The sequence below is a fragment of the Syntrophotalea acetylenica genome, assembly GCF_001888165.1.
GTDB classification, from domain to species: domain Bacteria; phylum Desulfobacterota; class Desulfuromonadia; order Desulfuromonadales; family Syntrophotaleaceae; genus Syntrophotalea; species Syntrophotalea acetylenica.
On the sequence record NZ_CP015455.1, the window covers coordinates 3,024,188 to 3,039,807 of the forward strand.

The window sequence follows — 15,620 nt, forward strand, 5'->3', positions numbered from 1 at the left end:
CATACCCGGCACATCATGCTGAACAAAGGGGCAACCCGGCAGCGCCGGTTGCCCCTTTGTTGCGCTTCACCCGCGACACGCCGCAATAAGGCTATTCTGAAAGCTTCGCCGAAGCCCTGACCTTCGCACCCAAGGCATCGGTCAGGCGTTTTAACGCCGGCGAGTGATCGTTTGCATCGAGATGCACATCAATGACAGTAGGCACCAGACTGTTGTCCAGAGCCGCTTTGAGAGCCTCTGCAAATTGGGTTTCGGTGAAAACCTCAAAACCCAGCCCGGATCCGATCGCTTCTGGAAGCCGGCTGTAACGCCAGGCGGGGATGTCGTTGAATCCGCCATCGGTCATCGGCCGCTCGGTGCCGTAGCCGCTATTGTTCAGCACCACCACGATAGGCGACAGGCCGAAGCGGGCGGCGGTGGAGATCTCCATGCCAGTCATCTGGAAAGCGCCGTCGCCAACCAGCACCAGCGGTCGCAGATCGGGTCGGGCCAACTGTGCACCGATGGCACCCGGCACGGCGAATCCCATGGAGGTGTAGTAGGCCGGAGCGAGAAAAACGGCCGGATGGCGAATGGTCAGGTCGATGGCCGCGAACATCGCCTCACCGGGATCGGCCAGCAACACCATGCGGCCGTCGATAACGGTTTCCAGGCAGACGAACAGACGACGGATGGTGATGGGCTCATCCCGCGTTTCGAATGCCGGCGAAGGCTCCAGTTTCGGCCGATCGACCGGCACTCTCCCGCTCAGCGCAACAATGTCGGCATCGCACAGTCCCTGTAGAAAATCTGTCAGAAAAACATCCGGATAGCGATGAAACGCCATGCAACTGCCGTCACTGGCAGAGGAAATTGTCAGGGCCTGATCGAGCCTGGCAGTGAAGATGCCCAGGTTTACATCGGTCATGAAGGCGCCGAGCATGATCAGGCAGTCGCTGTTTTCCACCGCCTGGCGGGTCTCTTCCTTGCCGACGGCCCCTGCATAGACCCCGAGAAACAGAGGATGGTCTTCGGACAAAGTCGATTTGCTCAGGGGAGTGGTGGCAAAGGGGATGCCTGTCTTATGGACAAACTCTAAAAAAGACTGCTGCAGGCCAAAACGCTGAATCTCGATGCCGGCAATCAGAACCGGACGGCAAGCCCGGGTTATGCGCCTGACGGCTTCGTCAAGAGCTTCGCGCAATGCCTGCGGGTCACTTGCTTCTGGTGGCGGCATCGGGTCTCGCGGGCAACTGCAAGTCGCCGTGGTGAGGTCGCGTGGCAACTCGATGTAGACCGGCCGCTTGTAGCGCACTGCGGCGGCCAGCACCCGATCGATCTCGCAACAGCCGTTCTCCACCTCGGTAAGATCGGTTGCGGCCACGGTGAGTTGCCGGAAAATCTGCAGTTGCGTATCGAAATCGCGCACCTTGTGGTGCAGCAAGGGGTTGCGCCAGCGTTCACTGAGCCCTGGCGCGCCGCTGATCACCACCAATGGTGACTTCTCGGCAAATGCCTGGGCGGTACTGTTGACGATCTTGAGCCCGCCAACGCAATAAGTAACGCAGACCACACCGAGACCGCGCAGGCGGGCATAGGCATCGGCGGCAAAGCCGGCCCCCTGCTCGTCACAGGTATTGATCACCCGCAATGGGCTGTTTTCAAGTTGCTGGAAAAACTGCAGAACGTAATCACCCGGTACGCCGAAGATGTGCTCAACGCCGTAATCGGCCAACCGGCGGATCAGATACTCGCTGACGGTTTTCGGCTGGGTTTCCATCTTGACTCCTCCAGGCAGATGCTGTCGGGTTCATACCTCATCCGATCAGGTCCATGGCCTGTCGTGCGTACCTTTGCATGGCCTCATCCAGCAATGCGGCCTGACGTGCCGCGCCGTCCTTGTCGAGCGTCGCCGGCAGACACATCGGTTCACTGATCACCAGGCCGATCCGGGCAAAGGGCAGCGGCAGCAGCATGCGGTCCCAGCGATGGTTAAGGCACCATGCCGGGCGGGCGGCCACTCCGACCAGCTGAATAGAAAAGCCGAAGTGCGCCGCCAGACTCAGCAATGCCGGCTTGATCTGATACAGGGGACCCAGCGGACCATCGGCGGCCGTTCCCCATACGGCATGTTCTTCCAGGGCGTTGCGCAATGCCGCCAGGAAACGCCGGCCATGCTCATCAGGCAACTCCACGGTGGCGAAACCGAACCTGCGGCTTATCTGCGCTATCACCTGACCACGCAGCGAACGATTGGTCAGAATGCAGGCATTTTTGCCCCGCAACAGGGCGAACAGCGGAACATAACTGCCGTGCCAGAACAGCACCAGCGTGCGCCGCCTGCCGACGATGCAGCCATCGAGATGCTCCACGCCGATGGCGCGGCGCCGCCAGGTACAACACCAGAGGCGCAGCAACACAGCACCGGCGGCGCCCAGCAGGCGAGCCCGCCAGGTAGCAGATGGCATCATTCGCTGGTTTCTCTTACCTGCAATTCGGCCTCCGCGCTCAGAGCCTCGCCCAGGGCACGGGTAATATTCGACAGGATCTTCCATTCCTCTTCCAGGCGATGACAGGCGGCGCCCCAGCGACTTTGCTCCGGCGAAGCCTTGCCGTGATGTTGCAGCAGGCGTTGGTAAAGAGCCAGCATGCGGTCGGCGCTGCGGGCCATGCTGAATTCCCGGGAGGTCTCAAGTGCCCCCTGCTGCAGTTCTAGCCGCTCCACCGCGGAAAGCTCCAGCACCCCCTGTAATGCCCCGACAAAATCCCCGAGATTCTCCCTGGGCAGCAACCGTCCATTGAAACCATCCCGCACGATATCCCGCACGCCGGATGCGGCCACGGCAACCACCGGCGTGGCGGCCGCCATCGCTTCCGCCAGAACCATGCCCTGCGTCTCGCTCTGGGAGGCGAATACGAAAACATCCAAAGCCCGGTAGGCAGCAGTCAGCTGCGAACGATCCAGCACACCGAGCATGTGCAGCCGATCGCGCAGGCCTTGCTCGGAGAACATCCCTTCGATCTGCTGCTTGCAAGCCCCTTCACCGGCTATAAGAAACCTGGCCCGATGGTGCTTCCGCAAAAAACGGGCAACCGCCTGCGCCAGAAAACCGAGGTTCTTTTCCGCGGACAGCCGCCCCACATACCCGACGACAAAGGCATCCTCCGGGATCCCCACGGCACGGCGAAATGCCATGCCATCGGCGGCGGCAAAGGGTTCGGGGTCGATGCCGGTTGGAATAACCTCGACAGGACGCTGCACTCCTCGATGGCGCAGGCAGTCGGCCAGGGTGGTGCTTGGCGCCACCACGGCGTCGCACAGATTGCAATAGCCGACCGCCAGTTCCATGACAAAGCGGCGCACCCGCTCGGAGTCGAGGGGCAGATAATGGGTATAGCGTTCATACATGGTGTGGTGGGTAAACAGAATCGGCAAGTGCCGCTGGGCAGCTGTGCGCAGGGCCGTATCGCCCAGCAGGAACGGATGATGCGAATGAACGATGTCGGGAGCGAAGGCGTCGAGGGTACGTTGCAGGCCGACCGGTGCCGGCAGGGGAACCGAAAAATCGCTGCCATGAAAATGTTCGACTGCGGGGAATCGCAACACATCCGTTTCCTCTGCCGGGGCGCCTGCAAATTGCGGCGCGATGACGAGAACCCGGTGTCCCTGCTGACGGAAAGCGTCGCAATAACTCTGCACGCTGCGAGCCACACCGCCGACATGGGGGGTAAAGGTATTGGTGACCATCAGGATATTCATCGCGACCTCGACAAAAGGAAAACACGGGGCATACTTTTCATGAATCACCTGCTGGCTTTAATTTTAACCGGTTTGCCGTCGCTGGCCAGTCCCCGACAACGACCCGCCGAATAAAATGGGGCCACGACCCTATTTTACGCGACCCGAAATTTATTGAACAACATAACGCATTCTGCCACAATGCTGGCAAAGTCGGCTCCCCACCCACGCCTCATCCACTGACGTGGCGGGAGGAAATGTTCCCGGACGTTCTATTTCGCAAGGAAAGGATTGTGCTATGTCCCGAATTCTCAACGCTGACCCCCATGGCAAAATCGCGCTTCAGGGTTACGATCCGGTAGCCTTTCATACGGCCGGCAAAGCCGTGAAAGGCAATCCCGCGATCCTGGCCGAGAACAGCGGCTACAAATTCGCCTTCTCCTCGGAAGAAAACAGGACGGCGTTCGAAAAACAGCCGGAAAAATATATGCCCGCCTTCGGTGGCTACTGCGCTTTCGGCGTTTCCATCGGTGTTCTGTTTCCCGTGGAAATCGACACCTGGGAAATTATCGACGGCCGACTGGTGCTCCAATACACCAATGAGGTCAAACAGATGTTCGAGGAGAACAAGGCCGAAAACCTCCGCAAGGCCAATGAGAACTGGGCCAGAATGGAGCCGGAACTCGCCAGATAATCCTGGTTTGATCCGGAATTTCCGGATGGCATCTCCCTTATTTCCAGTTTCGAGCAAAAAGGCTCCTTTCTTCGAGGAGCCTTTTTGCTTCTTCAGAACAAATCATGGGCCAAAAGGAGGCGACCCCTTTCGGGAAAAACCCTGGCCTGTTATCCCCCCGGGACGGGCGGATGTTGTGCGGAACCATATCCGCCAGACCTGGAGCGGCAACCATGCCATCCGGCGAAAGCTCCCCCCCTTTTGCCGTCAGGCAAAGCCGAGGTCTTTATGTTTCCGGGCAATCGTGACGGCCATTTCATCCAGCGCCTTGAAAGTGGCAGGTGTCGGAAGCCCCTTGCAGAGGACAGGATCCAGCACTTCGACCTTGAGATTGGGAATCATCCCCGCAAGAACCTCCACGGTCTTCCCTCCCCAGCTGTAGGATCCGATGATGGACAGAAGCTTTGCCCTGGGTTTCAGGGCGTTGGCCAAAAACGTGGCATACGCTGCATAAGGATGCGGTCCGGCCAGAACGGTCGGGGTTCCGACCACAATGGTGCCTGCATCCACCAGCGTCATGGCCAGCTTTCCGATGTCCGCAATCGCCAGGTTGAACAGTTCGACCTTGACGCCTTGCTCCGAAAGTGCCGCGGTAAGATGTTCTGCCATCCGCCTGGTGCTCTCGTGCATGGATACATAAGGCAGAACCACCATATTTTTGGGAGCCCCCGATACCCAATCATGGTAGGCATCCATAATGAATGCCGGGCGCGAGTAGATCTGACCATGGCTGGGAGCGATCATCTCGATGTCGAGAGGGGCGAGTTTTTCCAGGTTTTTCTGGATCATGCTCCTGAAAGGCATCATGATCTCGGCGAAATACCGCTTGGCAGCCTCGTAGACACGGCATTCATCCGTCACAAAAAGCTCGTTCGTGGCGATGTGGGACCCCAGGAAATCGCAACTGAACAGGATCCTGTCCTCTTCCAGATAAGTGACCATCGTCTCCGGCCAGTGGACCCAGGGGGTATGCATAAACTTCAGCGTCTTGTCGCCGAGGGACAGGGTCTCACCGTCTTCGACCGTCTTGAAGGAGGCATCGGATATCTGCAGAAGATCGCTAAGCAGCTCTTTGGCCTTTGGCGTCGAGACGAGCCTGGCCTCGGGATACTTTTCGAGAACCCGGGGGATCGTTCCGGAATGATCCTGCTCCGCGTGGTGGGAGATGATGTAGTCGATTCTGGCAACCCCTTCAAGCTGCGCCATGAGTTCGTCGGCCATGGGCGGATCGACCGTGTCCAGAAGGACGGTTTTCTCACTTCCTTCAATGAGGTAGGCGTTATAACTGGTGCCGTCCGGGAGGGGGATGAGAGAATCGAACAGGCGCCGGTCCCAATCCACGGCCCCCAGCCAGAAAATCCGATCTTTGATCCTTCTCTTTTGCATGATGATGCCTCCCTTAAATCACGGTTATCGTCATCTGGACGCGGATTTTTCGTTATGCGCAATCAAAAACATTTTCTGGCGGTCGTTTTTCAACCGCTGTCCTTAAGAAACTGATCCACTTTCGGAAAAACTATATTGTTTTCCAGATGCACATGCTGGTGGAGGTCCTTCTCGAAGGCTTCCAGCCCCTGATAGGCGACGGCGTAGGTATTGCAAGCGTCGCCCGGCAGTAGAAAATCGCCCGAAAGACGGCGAATGGCATGGATTGCATCGCCGGCGGTTTCATGTTCGCTGCGCAATCTCGCAAGACCGGTGCGAACATCATTCAGCTTTAAGGAGGCGATCTCGTCCTTTTGTGCTCCGTAAAGGTTTTTGAAAGCCGGGAAAAAACGTTCTTCCTCATCGCGCAGGTGCTTCTTCAGGTCGTCCATTAATCCTTTGAAAATAGTGGCGATCTGCTTTAATTCCGGATGACGCTCACCGTGGACTTCAACAATTTTTTGTGTGTGGACGAGAAGCTGCGGACCATGCTCATTGATGTAGACATGATGGATATTCACAATATAGTCGATGAGCAGGGGAAGGGGCCATTGACCATGGTTTTTACCACGGTCGGCCATAGATTTCCCCAGTGCGGCAATTTCCTTAATGATTAAATCCGGATCAATCCCCTGGTTCCGGCAGGCTTCCGCCAGGGGCACATTGCCACCGCAACAGAAATCGATCCTGTACCTGTCAAAAATGTTGGCGGCACGATAATCATCAGCGACGATGCTGCCTATGGTTTCAGACAACAAACTCTGCTCGAAAACATCTTGCGATTCGGACATTTCCCGTCTCCTGACTGAATGCGCTTACCAATTTTGGTGCTACCGAATAGCTATCGATATGGGGAACAAGAAAGGCCGGGTTTTTCGAAAAAGCACACCGTTTCGATCGATTGCAGCGCCTGTGTGATGCGCCTTTTCGCGCCGGGGGCGGCCCGCGGAGCTAGGGCCGCCCCCGGCGCTACCTGCAGAGGCTTATTGACCTGCCAGCATGGCATTGATATCGTCCTCAACAGTGCCAATGGGTTTAATGCCAAAATTCTCCACCAACACCTTGGCGACGTTGGGTGAAAGGAAGGCCGGCAACGTCGGTCCGAGACGAATCCCCTTCACACCAAGCGCCAGCAAAGCCAACAGCACCGCGACAGCCTTCTGCTCGTACCAGGCGATATCGTAGGAGACAGGCAGTTCATTGATATCGTCCAGGCCGAAAACCTCCTTGAGTTTCAGCGCGATCACCGCCAGAGAGTAAGAGTCGTTGCACTGCCCGGCATCCAGAACGCGTGGAATACCACCAATGTCACCAAGATTGAGTTTATTGTAACGGTATTTGGCGCAGCCAGCGGTGAGAATGATGGTATCCTTCGGCAAATTCTCCGCTACTTCCGTGTAGTAGCTACGCGACTTCTGGCGACCGTCACAGCCGGCCATAACCACAAATCGCTTGATGGCGCCCGACTTGACAGCCTCCACCACCTTGTCGGCAAGAGCCAGCACCTGATTGTGAGCGAAGCCGCCGACAATGGAGCCGGTTTCGATTTCAACCGGAGCCGAGCAATTCTTCGCCTGTGCAACCAGGGCGGAAAAATCCTTGGCGCCCCCTGCGACACGCTCCGGGATATGCGCCGCACCCGGATAACTGACAACGCCGGTGGTATAAAGCCGCCCCAGATAGGTGCTGTCGGCTTTCAGGGGTACCAAACAGTTGGTAGTCATCAGAATGGGGCCATTGAAGGATTCGAATTCGCTGGCCTGCTGCCACCAGGAACCACCATAATTGCCCACGAAATGTTCGTATTTCTTGAAGGCAGGATAGTAATTGGCGGGAAGCATTTCGCCATGGGTGTAGACATCCACACCAGTGCCTTCCGTCTGCTTTAGCAACTCCTCCATATCCTTCAGATCATGCCCTGAGATGAGAATCCCGGGGTTGCCTCGAACTCCGATGTTGACCTCGGTAATTTCCGGATTGCCGTAGGCTTTGGTATTGGCCTCGTCCAGAAGCGCCATGGTGGTAACAGCGAATTCCCCTGCTTTCAGGACCATGGCCACCATGTCATCGGTGGAAAGGTCGCTGGTGGTAGAGGCCAGAGCCTCCATCAAAAAACCGTAAATCTCTTCCTTTTCATGACCCAGAACAGCCGCATGATCGGCATAGGCTGCAATGCCTTTACAGCCGATGATTAACAGTTCCCGCAAGGAGCGCACATCCTGGTTCTGCGCCGCGGTGATCCGTACCGTTTCGGATTGAGCCTTGGACTGCAGGTCGGACCGGTCCCGCGGCGTCCAGGTGGCACATTCAGGCAGATTGTCGGGCACGTTGTCACCGAGCCTGGACTTGAGACGGCCTCGAACCTCTAGCGCTTCCTCGATGCGAGCAATAATGGCGTCATCGGCCCAGGCTACATTGGTAATGGTCGTGAAAAGAGCCTGACACAAAAAACGTCCCGCATCCTTATCCACAGGGCCCTGCTGTTTCAACGCCTCCGCATAAACCGCAATGCCTTTACAGACAAAAATAAGCAGGTCCTGAAGATCGGCAGTTGTTTCAGGCTTGCCGCAAACACCCTTTATGGTGCAGCCCTGATTTTTTGCCGTTTCCTGACATTGAAAACAAAACATGCCTTTTCTCCTTTGTTGAGCTGCTACGACCGATGTCAGTGCAGAATGCCTGCATCCCGCCAGCAGCCATTCCCCTGATAAACTGGAAAAAGTTTATCGAGTCTAGTTTTCATCCGGAAACGGCTTTTTTCCGCCGTGGCGGCGTCAATCCGCAGGCTTGCTTGTGCGGCGTACCGATGTACGCCTCCTCGCAACCCCTTGATTTCCTTGCCACAACGAAAAATAGCTCGTTTCCCATATGAAAACCACGATGTATCCATCCGGAGTTTCCGGATGGATACGAGTCTATCTCTTTTCATAAACTACGCCCCAAGATTCAAGATGACCTGAAGCGGACTAAAAAAGTTATTTTTTGTAAATATTCTTTATTTTTGATCACGCCAATAGTTGTTTGCTGCCGCAACCGTCTGAAAATTGATAGCTATTACCTGCGAACATGCGATCAAGGCATCAGGATCTCGTGAATAGACCTCTCTAAGCATAAATAGAACATTTTTGTCTTTTTGTGTTGTGGTTACTCCTTTCCTGGAAAGTTTCACAGCAAGTTGAAATCCTTCTTCAGGTGTTTTTGTTATCAAGGTCAAGGGGGTCTCTTCTTTTTTTGCCGTGGCTTGAGAGTCGCTGGATTGCGCTGCCAATGCAGTCGTTACAATTAAAAAACCAAAGACAAGAAAAATAACCGTTCCATTAATTTTCATGGCATTCTCCTTTGAGTTTATGCAGTGTGGTGCTGGCAGAATTTATCTTCAATATTTCCAAGACGTCATCAACACCATCCCGCGCCCCGGGCAATCATTCGCCGCTATAAACATCACCAGTCAACCACCACTCTCACTCTGCCGGTGGTCGGAATCCGCCGCGAAGAGAAGACAAGGGACTGTTGACAGTCAACGGTTGACAGGGGCTTGCTGCCATTAAAACTATCAGAATAAAAGCGATAAGCAACCGGTCCAGTGCCATCTCGAAATCGAGTCTCGATGCGTCTTCGAAATCCGTTCCAGAAAAGAAGATCGGAAAAAACAGAGCGGGAGGATTCCCACGGTACCGTGCGATGTAAACTCGGAAGGTCCTGTATTAAACGGACCCCCTTTCCTTCATTTTAATCATATTGAAAACACCATGCGGTTCTGATATCATTGTAGCATGAAACTGAATATTATGCGGAAAAAGAAACTTATATTTACATCCACCCCCTTAGCGCACTGCAGGCCGGCAGTGGGCAACTTGGGGCGCGCTGCATTATTTTGATCTAGCGTTCATTTTTCCCAAGACTCATTTTCGCCAGGCCACAGACTTTCACAGTCTGTGGCCTTTTTCTTTGTGTCTGCACTTTATAAAGGAAAGCGCAATGTTGGCCGAACCAACGCCGGAACAGGGGCTTCTGTCCATGTTGGTGGCTCCAATTCTGGTTTTTCTTGCTCGCATTCTCGCGGCCAGCATCGGCATCCTGCGGATTATTTTCGTCTCCGGGGACTGAAGTCCCTTCAGGTTTTGTCGAATCGTTCATCTGGATCCTGGCCTCCAATCAAATTTTCAGTAACCAGCAAAACACTTTTACTTATGGAGAAACCATCATGAAAAAGAGAATGATCTATATCACCGAAACAGACTACGAGAAACTCGAAGAACTGATCGATGGCATGAAACGCAGTGGCGTCCGTGACCGAGACGATTTGAACAGCCTTGAGGAGGAGTTGGACAAATGCAAAATCGTCGACCAAAGGGAGGTCCCGTCCAATGTCGTCACCCTCAACTCCCGGATCAGATTCAGGGACCTGGACACCGGCCAGGAGACGATTACAACCCTGGTTTTTCCCAATAAGGCCAATTTTTCCGAAGGCCGAATTTCAGTAACCTCGCAAATAGGAACAGCGTTGCTCGGCTACACCGTGGGAGATGTTATTGAATGGAAAGTTCGTGCCGGCAATAAAACCATTCGAATCGAGGAGATAATTTATCAGCCGGAAGCAGCGGGGGATTATCACTTGTAGACGGGTTTATGCGGAAAAAGCTGCGAAGCGGGATGGATGAGGGTTGAGTTTGTCGGCCACCCCGTGCTTGACCAGAGTGAGGAAGAAGTGCAGATTGTCGTAAAGCTTGAGCGGCAATTCCAGGAACAAAAAAAGCAAAGGCCCAGCCGTTAACGGCCGGGCCTTTGCTATAAAAATGGCGGAGGGGGTGGGATTCGAACCCACGGTACCTTGCGGTACAACAGATTTCGAGTCTGTCACCTTCGACCTCTCGGACACCCCTCCGCTATTTGTTGCTACTTTTCGGGATTGAACGGATCGCCTTCGGCGTCCTGTTGCCTGCGCTGCTTTTTTTCGGCCCGCAATTGCCGAAAAAAACCGCTCAGCATCTCGCCGCATTGCTGTTTAAGTACGCCTTCGGTAACCGCGACCCGATGATTGAAACGCTCGTCCTGCGAAAAATCGAAAACCGAACCGACGGCGCCGACGCGCGGGTCGCGACAGCCGAACACCAATCGCGGAATGCGGGCCAGGATGATGGCTCCCATGCACATAACACAGGGTTCCAGTGTTACATACATGGTACAACCAATCAGCCGCCAGGAGCCGAGCGCCGCGGCCGCCTGCCGGATGGCGATCATCTCGGCGTGGGTGGTGGGATCGTTGCTGGTTTCCCGCAGGTTGTGCCCGCGCCCGATAATTTCGCCGTCCTTAACGACAACAGCCCCGACGGGAACCTCACCCAGCCTTGCGGCGGTTGAGGCCTCCACCAGGGCCTCTTGCATAAAGCCCCTGTCTTGCTCGTGATCAAGATCCACGGGGTCGGTATTTGTTAAATGGCGCGCCACGAGAGATTCGAACTCCCGGCCTTCTGATCCGTAGTCAGACGCTCTATCCAGCTGAGCTAGTGGCGCGTGTTCAAGAGGTGCTTTTATCGCCGATTTGGCTTTGTTTGTCAACTTTTTTTACCATGTCGGCATTATTTTTTTGGCATATTAAATGGCGGAGAGGGAGGGATTCGAACCCTCGGTACGGGTTTACCCCGTACACTCGCTTAGCAGGCGAGCGCCTTCAGCCGACTCGGCCACCTCTCCGTATTGCTTCTTCGATTACGCTCTATTGAGCTGCCGTGTGGGATATGCCATCCCATACAACGATCTTATACTATGTTTATATGGCGGAGGAGGTAGGATTCGCCCACTCTGTCACCCACATCACGCGGGCTCCTGCGTAGGCTCCCCTGCACTCGCTGACGCGGACGTCCTGTCCGCTTTTCTGACATTGGGTCAGCGCTCGCTCCGCTTCGAATCCTTGTAATTCTTTGCGGTATTGTTTTGGCGGAGGAGGTAGGATTCGAACCCACGGTGCTTTCGCACAACGGTTTTCAAGACCGCCGCCTTAAACCACTCGGCCACTCCTCCGTGGATCGAGTCCAACCTTATCCGGCAATTCTTTCCATGCCGCCCATGTAGGGGCGCAACGCCTCGGGTATAAGCACCGAACCGTCCTGTTGCTGGTAATTTTCCAGTATCGCTACCACCGTGCGACCCACGGCCAAGCCGGAACCGTTGAGGGTGTGCACCAACTCAGGCTTGCCCTTTTCTTCGCGACGGAAGCGAATTGCCGCGCGACGGGCCTGAAATTCACGAAAATTCGAACAGGAAGATATCTCCCTGTAAGTCTGCTGGCCCGGCAACCACACTTCGATATCGAAGGTCCGCGCTGCAGAGAATCCGATATCGCCAGTGCACAGGTCAACCACCCGATAGGGCAGATTCAGACGGCGCAAGACTTCTTCGGCATTGTCCAGCAACTTGAGCAGCTCCCGATCCGAGTCTTCGGGGCGTACAAACTTGACCAGCTCGACCTTGTTGAACTGGTGCTGGCGGATCAGTCCGCGGGTATCGCGACCGTGGGAACCGGCCTCCTTGCGGAAACAGGGCGTGTAGGCCGCGTAGCACAGGGGCAGTTCGCCATCCGCCAGAATCTCGTCGCGGTGAATATTGGTCACCGGCACTTCGGCGGTCGGGATCAGGAAAAAATCGGGATCGTCCAGATGAAAAAGATCGCTCTCAAACTTGGGGAGTTGTCCCGTCCCCGTCATGGTGTCCCTGTTTACCATAAAGGGCGGCAGAATTTCAACATATTTGTGCTCGCAGGTGTGCAGGTCGAGCATGAAATTGATCAGCGCCCGTTCCAGGCGCGCTCCGGCTCCTTTGTACAGAGCAAAGCGGGCGCCGGTCAGTTTGCCGGCCCGCTCGAAATCGAGAATGCCGAGCCGTTCGCCGATATCCCAGTGAGCCTGGGGCTCGAAATCGAATACGGGCAACTGTCCCCAGCGTCTGACCTCGACGTTGTCATCCTCGGAAGCCCCTACGGGACATTCCTCATGGGGCAGGTTGGGCAGGGTCATGAGCAGATTGCGCAACTCGTCTTCGACCTGTTTGAGCTCGTCATCCAGATCCTTGATGCGCACCGACACGTCCTTCATGCGCGCGATCTCGCCCTGCACCTGGCTCTTGTCCCTGGTTTTGCCGATAAGAGCCGATACCTGGTTCTTCTCGGCCTTGAGGGCTTCGCTCTCTCCCAGCAGATTGCGCCGACGGGCATCCAGATCGGAAAAGGTGGACAGATCGACGGCACCGCCCCGGGTTGCGAGCCGAGTTTCGGCTTCAGCAAAATTTTCACGCACAAATTTCAGATCCAGCATGGGACTCTCCCGCTATCGGCGAAGGTAGTGTGCATCCGGAGGCTCCGGATAAAACACCCGGCAAGGGCCTTTTTATCTAGCACTTATCATCAGGGCAGTCAACCGCATTTGCGCCGTGGCGGCCATTGACCCACCAGTCGCTATCGCCGTCGAACCACCAGCGCGTCGAATCGGTGCACCAGATATCCCCGGCCAGTTTGCGCGCCAGGTCGGTTTTGAGGCGCCGCACGGCAAACGGGTACCATTCATCGGCGTATCGATTGCCGAGATCCTTGTACTCTTTGAGGGCCAGGATCATTTCTAGCTGATCGGCATCATGAGCCAGAAGGGCCTCGCGCGTCTGGCAATTGGAAAATTCCGCCAGGGTCCGGCGGTATTCTTCACCAAAAGGCAGGTTCGCCGCCAGATCATCGACAGCGGCCTGCTCGTTGGCCTGGACATATTTCTTGTTTACATAATTGAGATCACCGAGGCGCGCTTCGGGGACATCGTGAAACAGGCACAACTGCAATACCCGCCCGACATCCGCCTGTCCGTCGAGACGCGCCAGACTGAATCCGATCACCGCGGTGCGAAAGGAATGTTCTGCAACCGATTCGGCGCCGGAACCGAGAAACTGAAATCCGGTGCGGGGGGTTCGTTTGAGCATGCCGACTTCAAAAAAGAAATGTGCCAGATTCTTCATAGGGGTCCTGTCTTGAAATGGCTTTTCAGGTACCGGGACGCAGCCGTGTGCGATGCGGCGCAAGCGTTGACAGACTGCGAACGGTTGTCTATTCTCAACATCAAAATTGCCACTATCCCGTTCTGCTACGGTTACGACTGCCTTGCAATGGAGACAATAATAATGACTGCGACGAGAATTGAAAAGGATTCCATGGGCACCATGGAAGTTCCCGCGTCGGCCCTCTACGGTGCGCAGACGGCACGGGCACTGGTGAATTTCCCCATTTCCGGCCAGCGTTTTTCGCGCCCTTTTATCCGCGCCCTGGGCCTCATCAAACGCTATGCCGCCCAGGCCAATCTGGAACTGGGCATGCTCGACGAACAACGCGCCAAAGCCATCATGCAGGCCGCCGACGAGGTCATAAACGGCGAACTGGATGAACACTTCGTGCTGGATATCTTTCAGACCGGATCGGGCACCAGCACCAACATGAATGCCAACGAAGTCATTGCCAACCGCGCCGCGCAGATTCTGGGCAAGGCGGTCGGATCAAGGGCGGTACACCCCAACGATCATGTTAACCTCGGCCAGTCGAGCAATGACGTCATCCCGACCGCCATCCACATTGCCACGGCGCTGGAAACCCGCGCCACCCTGGTCAAGGCACTGTTCAGCATGCAGGAAGCCCTCGGTGAAAAAGCCCTGGCCTTCAACGACATTATCAAAATCGGCCGCACCCACCTGCAGGATGCCACGCCGGTGCGGCTGGGCCAGGTCTTTTCAGGCTATGCCCGGCAACTGGCGCTGGCCATCCGCAGCATCGAAAACGCCGCAGAGAACCTGCTGGAGCTGGCCCTGGGCGGCACCGCCGTCGGCACCGGCCTCAACACGCACCCGCGATTCGCCTCTCGCGTCATCGCGGCTATCGCGGACGAAACCGGACTTGCCTTCCGTGAAGCTAGCAACCACTTCGAGGCTCAGGCAGCCAAGGATGCGCTGGTTGAAGCCAGCGGCGCCCTGAAACGCACCGCCTGCGCCCTGTTCAAGATCGCCAACGACATCCGCCTGCTCGGCAGCGGACCGCGCTGCGGCATCGGTGAGCTGTTGCTGCCACCGGTGCAGCCGGGCAGCTCGATCATGCCGGGCAAGGTCAACCCGGTCATGGCCGAAAGCCTGATGCAGGTCTGCGGTCAGGTGGTCGGCAACGATGCGGCCATCACCCTGGGAGGTTTGTCCGGCAACTTCGAGCTGAATGTCATGATGCCCCTCATGGCCCACAACCTGCTGCAATCCATTGCCCTGCTGGCCGCCGCCGCCACCGAGTTCACGAAGCGCTGCCTGACCGGACTGGAAGCCGACCGCGGGCGTTGCGAATCGCTGGTGGAGCAGAGCCTGGCCATGTGCACGGCGCTGGCCCCGGTCATCGGCTACGACCGGGCGGCGGACATCGCCAAGCAGGCTTATGCCAGCGGCCGCACGGTGCGGGAAATCGCCATGGAGCAGCAGGTGCTGCCAGAAGAGAAACTGGCCCGCATCCTCGACCCGCGCCCCATGACCGAGGCAGGCATCCCGGGCAAGACCCGCTGACCGGTCTTTTCGACCCCACGTCGAGGGCGGCCGCGGCTTTCCTGTCCGGCCGTTCTCGACGCCGCGCCGCAACCTGTGGATTGCCTGTGAATCGTCGCGCGCGCGACCTTCGAAAAACCCGCCAAACGCCTTCAATCCGGCACATCAGGCTTTTCAACAGCTGTGGACAGCGCCGCGGCA

Annotated in this window: 15 protein-coding genes and 4 tRNA genes; 4 read left to right on the plus strand and 15 right to left on the minus strand. The window is 56.4% G+C overall.

Annotation, left to right across the window (positions count from 1 at the left end; all coding sequences use genetic code 11):
• Positions 1-91 precede the first annotated feature (91 nt).
• The 3 genes from A6070_RS14165 to A6070_RS14175 are packed head-to-tail and all read right to left on the minus strand — an operon-like array spanning position 92 to position 3,739.
• The gene (locus A6070_RS14165) at positions 92-1,759 is read right to left on the minus strand and encodes an alpha-keto acid decarboxylase family protein (RefSeq protein ID WP_072286367.1); all 1,668 of its coding nucleotides are present in this window, start codon (positions 1,757-1,759) and stop codon (positions 92-94) included.
• A gap of 37 nt (positions 1,760-1,796) precedes the next feature.
• On the minus strand, positions 1,797-2,450 hold the full coding sequence (locus tag A6070_RS14170; protein WP_072286368.1) for a lysophospholipid acyltransferase family protein: 654 nt from the start codon (positions 2,448-2,450) through the stop codon (positions 1,797-1,799).
• A complete protein-coding gene (locus A6070_RS14175; RefSeq protein WP_072288032.1) occupies positions 2,447-3,739 on the minus strand; it encodes a glycosyltransferase in 1,293 nt (430 codons plus the stop codon). Before A6070_RS14175 ends, A6070_RS14170 begins: the two co-directional genes overlap by 4 nt.
• 277 nt (positions 3,740-4,016) lie before the next feature.
• On the opposite strand from A6070_RS14175, the gene A6070_RS14180 reads away from it, so the two are divergent.
• A complete protein-coding gene (locus A6070_RS14180) occupies positions 4,017-4,412 on the plus strand; it encodes a YHS domain-containing (seleno)protein (RefSeq protein ID WP_072286369.1) in 396 nt (131 codons plus the stop codon).
• A gap of 246 nt (positions 4,413-4,658) precedes the next feature.
• Here the strand turns inward: A6070_RS14180 and A6070_RS14185 are convergent, their stop codons facing one another.
• The 4 genes from A6070_RS14185 to A6070_RS14200 all read right to left on the minus strand — a co-directional run bounded on the left by A6070_RS14185 (position 4,659) and on the right by A6070_RS14200 (position 9,090).
• A complete protein-coding gene (locus A6070_RS14185; protein WP_072286370.1) occupies positions 4,659-5,837 on the minus strand; it encodes an FprA family A-type flavoprotein in 1,179 nt (392 codons plus the stop codon).
• A gap of 89 nt (positions 5,838-5,926) precedes the next feature.
• The gene (gene ric / locus A6070_RS14190) at positions 5,927-6,667 is read right to left on the minus strand and encodes an iron-sulfur cluster repair di-iron protein (protein ID WP_072286371.1); all 741 of its coding nucleotides are present in this window, start codon (positions 6,665-6,667) and stop codon (positions 5,927-5,929) included.
• Between the two features lie 192 nt (positions 6,668-6,859).
• Positions 6,860-8,506: a hydroxylamine reductase gene (gene hcp / locus A6070_RS14195; RefSeq protein ID WP_072286372.1), complete on the minus strand. Its 1,647-nt coding sequence runs from the start codon at positions 8,504-8,506 to the stop codon at positions 6,860-6,862.
• A 365-nt stretch (positions 8,507-8,871) separates the two neighbouring features.
• Positions 8,872-9,090: a hexameric tyrosine-coordinated heme protein gene (locus A6070_RS14200; protein WP_407058572.1), complete on the minus strand. Its 219-nt coding sequence runs from the start codon at positions 9,088-9,090 to the stop codon at positions 8,872-8,874.
• A gap of 764 nt (positions 9,091-9,854) precedes the next feature.
• Between A6070_RS14200 and A6070_RS16360 the strand changes: the two genes are divergently transcribed.
• A complete protein-coding gene (locus tag A6070_RS16360; RefSeq protein WP_268807511.1) occupies positions 9,855-9,983 on the plus strand; it encodes a hypothetical protein in 129 nt (42 codons plus the stop codon).
• Positions 9,984-10,080: 97 nt separating this feature from the next.
• A complete protein-coding gene (gene rnk, locus A6070_RS14205; protein WP_072286373.1) occupies positions 10,081-10,497 on the plus strand; it encodes a nucleoside diphosphate kinase regulator in 417 nt (138 codons plus the stop codon).
• 6 nt (positions 10,498-10,503) lie between these two features.
• Here rnk and A6070_RS16365 read toward each other — a convergent pair whose 3' ends face one another.
• From A6070_RS16365 to A6070_RS14240, 8 genes are all read right to left on the minus strand, one after another.
• Positions 10,504-10,635, minus strand: coding sequence for a hypothetical protein (locus A6070_RS16365; RefSeq protein WP_268807512.1), 132 nt, complete (start codon positions 10,633-10,635; stop codon positions 10,504-10,506).
• A gap of 38 nt (positions 10,636-10,673) precedes the next feature.
• Positions 10,674-10,761: transfer RNA gene (locus A6070_RS14210), tRNA-Ser, on the minus strand.
• Between the two features lie 11 nt (positions 10,762-10,772).
• Positions 10,773-11,324, minus strand: a complete 552-nt coding sequence (gene tadA / locus A6070_RS14215; protein ID WP_327191997.1) for a tRNA adenosine(34) deaminase TadA — start codon at positions 11,322-11,324, stop codon at positions 10,773-10,775.
• A tRNA-Arg gene (locus A6070_RS14220) sits at positions 11,314-11,390 on the minus strand. Before A6070_RS14220 ends, tadA begins: the two co-directional genes overlap by 11 nt.
• A gap of 86 nt (positions 11,391-11,476) precedes the next feature.
• Positions 11,477-11,570, minus strand: a tRNA-Ser gene (locus A6070_RS14225).
• Positions 11,571-11,811: 241 nt separating this feature from the next.
• Positions 11,812-11,897 (minus strand) — tRNA-Ser (locus tag A6070_RS14230).
• A gap of 17 nt (positions 11,898-11,914) precedes the next feature.
• Complete coding sequence (gene serS / locus A6070_RS14235) at positions 11,915-13,186, minus strand: serine--tRNA ligase (protein ID WP_072286375.1); 1,272 nt, start codon at positions 13,184-13,186, stop codon at positions 11,915-11,917.
• A gap of 76 nt (positions 13,187-13,262) precedes the next feature.
• Positions 13,263-13,871 carry an HD domain-containing protein gene (locus A6070_RS14240; protein WP_072286376.1) on the minus strand — a complete coding sequence of 203 codons (609 nt, stop codon included), beginning with the start codon at positions 13,869-13,871 and terminating at the stop codon, positions 13,263-13,265.
• A gap of 162 nt (positions 13,872-14,033) precedes the next feature.
• Between A6070_RS14240 and A6070_RS14245 the strand changes: the two genes are divergently transcribed.
• Positions 14,034-15,440, plus strand: coding sequence for a class II fumarate hydratase (locus A6070_RS14245; RefSeq protein WP_072286377.1), 1,407 nt, complete (start codon positions 14,034-14,036; stop codon positions 15,438-15,440).
• Positions 15,441-15,620: the final 180 nt, after the last annotated feature.

Bases quoted from the DNA above. Each gene is read 5' to 3' on its own strand.
- hcp (WP_072286372.1), bottom strand. From the start codon at position 8,506: ATGTTTTGTTTTCAATGTCAGGAAACGGCAAAAAATCAGGGCTGCACC.
- A6070_RS14170 (WP_072286368.1), bottom strand. From the start codon at position 2,450: ATGATGCCATCTGCTACCTGGCGGGCTCGCCTGCTGGGCGCCGCCGGT.
- A6070_RS14185 (WP_072286370.1), bottom strand. From the start codon at position 5,837: ATGCAAAAGAGAAGGATCAAAGATCGGATTTTCTGGCTGGGGGCCGTG.
- rnk (WP_072286373.1), top strand. From the start codon at position 10,081: ATGAAAAAGAGAATGATCTATATCACCGAAACAGACTACGAGAAACTC.
- A6070_RS16360 (WP_268807511.1), top strand. From the start codon at position 9,855: ATGTTGGCCGAACCAACGCCGGAACAGGGGCTTCTGTCCATGTTGGTG.
- ric (WP_072286371.1), bottom strand. From the start codon at position 6,667: ATGTCCGAATCGCAAGATGTTTTCGAGCAGAGTTTGTTGTCTGAAACC.
- A6070_RS14245 (WP_072286377.1), top strand. From the start codon at position 14,034: ATGACTGCGACGAGAATTGAAAAGGATTCCATGGGCACCATGGAAGTT.
- A6070_RS14175 (WP_072288032.1), bottom strand. From the start codon at position 3,739: ATGAATATCCTGATGGTCACCAATACCTTTACCCCCCATGTCGGCGGT.
- serS (WP_072286375.1), bottom strand. From the start codon at position 13,186: ATGCTGGATCTGAAATTTGTGCGTGAAAATTTTGCTGAAGCCGAAACT.
- A6070_RS14165 (WP_072286367.1), bottom strand. From the start codon at position 1,759: ATGGAAACCCAGCCGAAAACCGTCAGCGAGTATCTGATCCGCCGGTTG.
- A6070_RS14180 (WP_072286369.1), top strand. From the start codon at position 4,017: ATGTCCCGAATTCTCAACGCTGACCCCCATGGCAAAATCGCGCTTCAG.
- A6070_RS14240 (WP_072286376.1), bottom strand. From the start codon at position 13,871: ATGAAGAATCTGGCACATTTCTTTTTTGAAGTCGGCATGCTCAAACGA.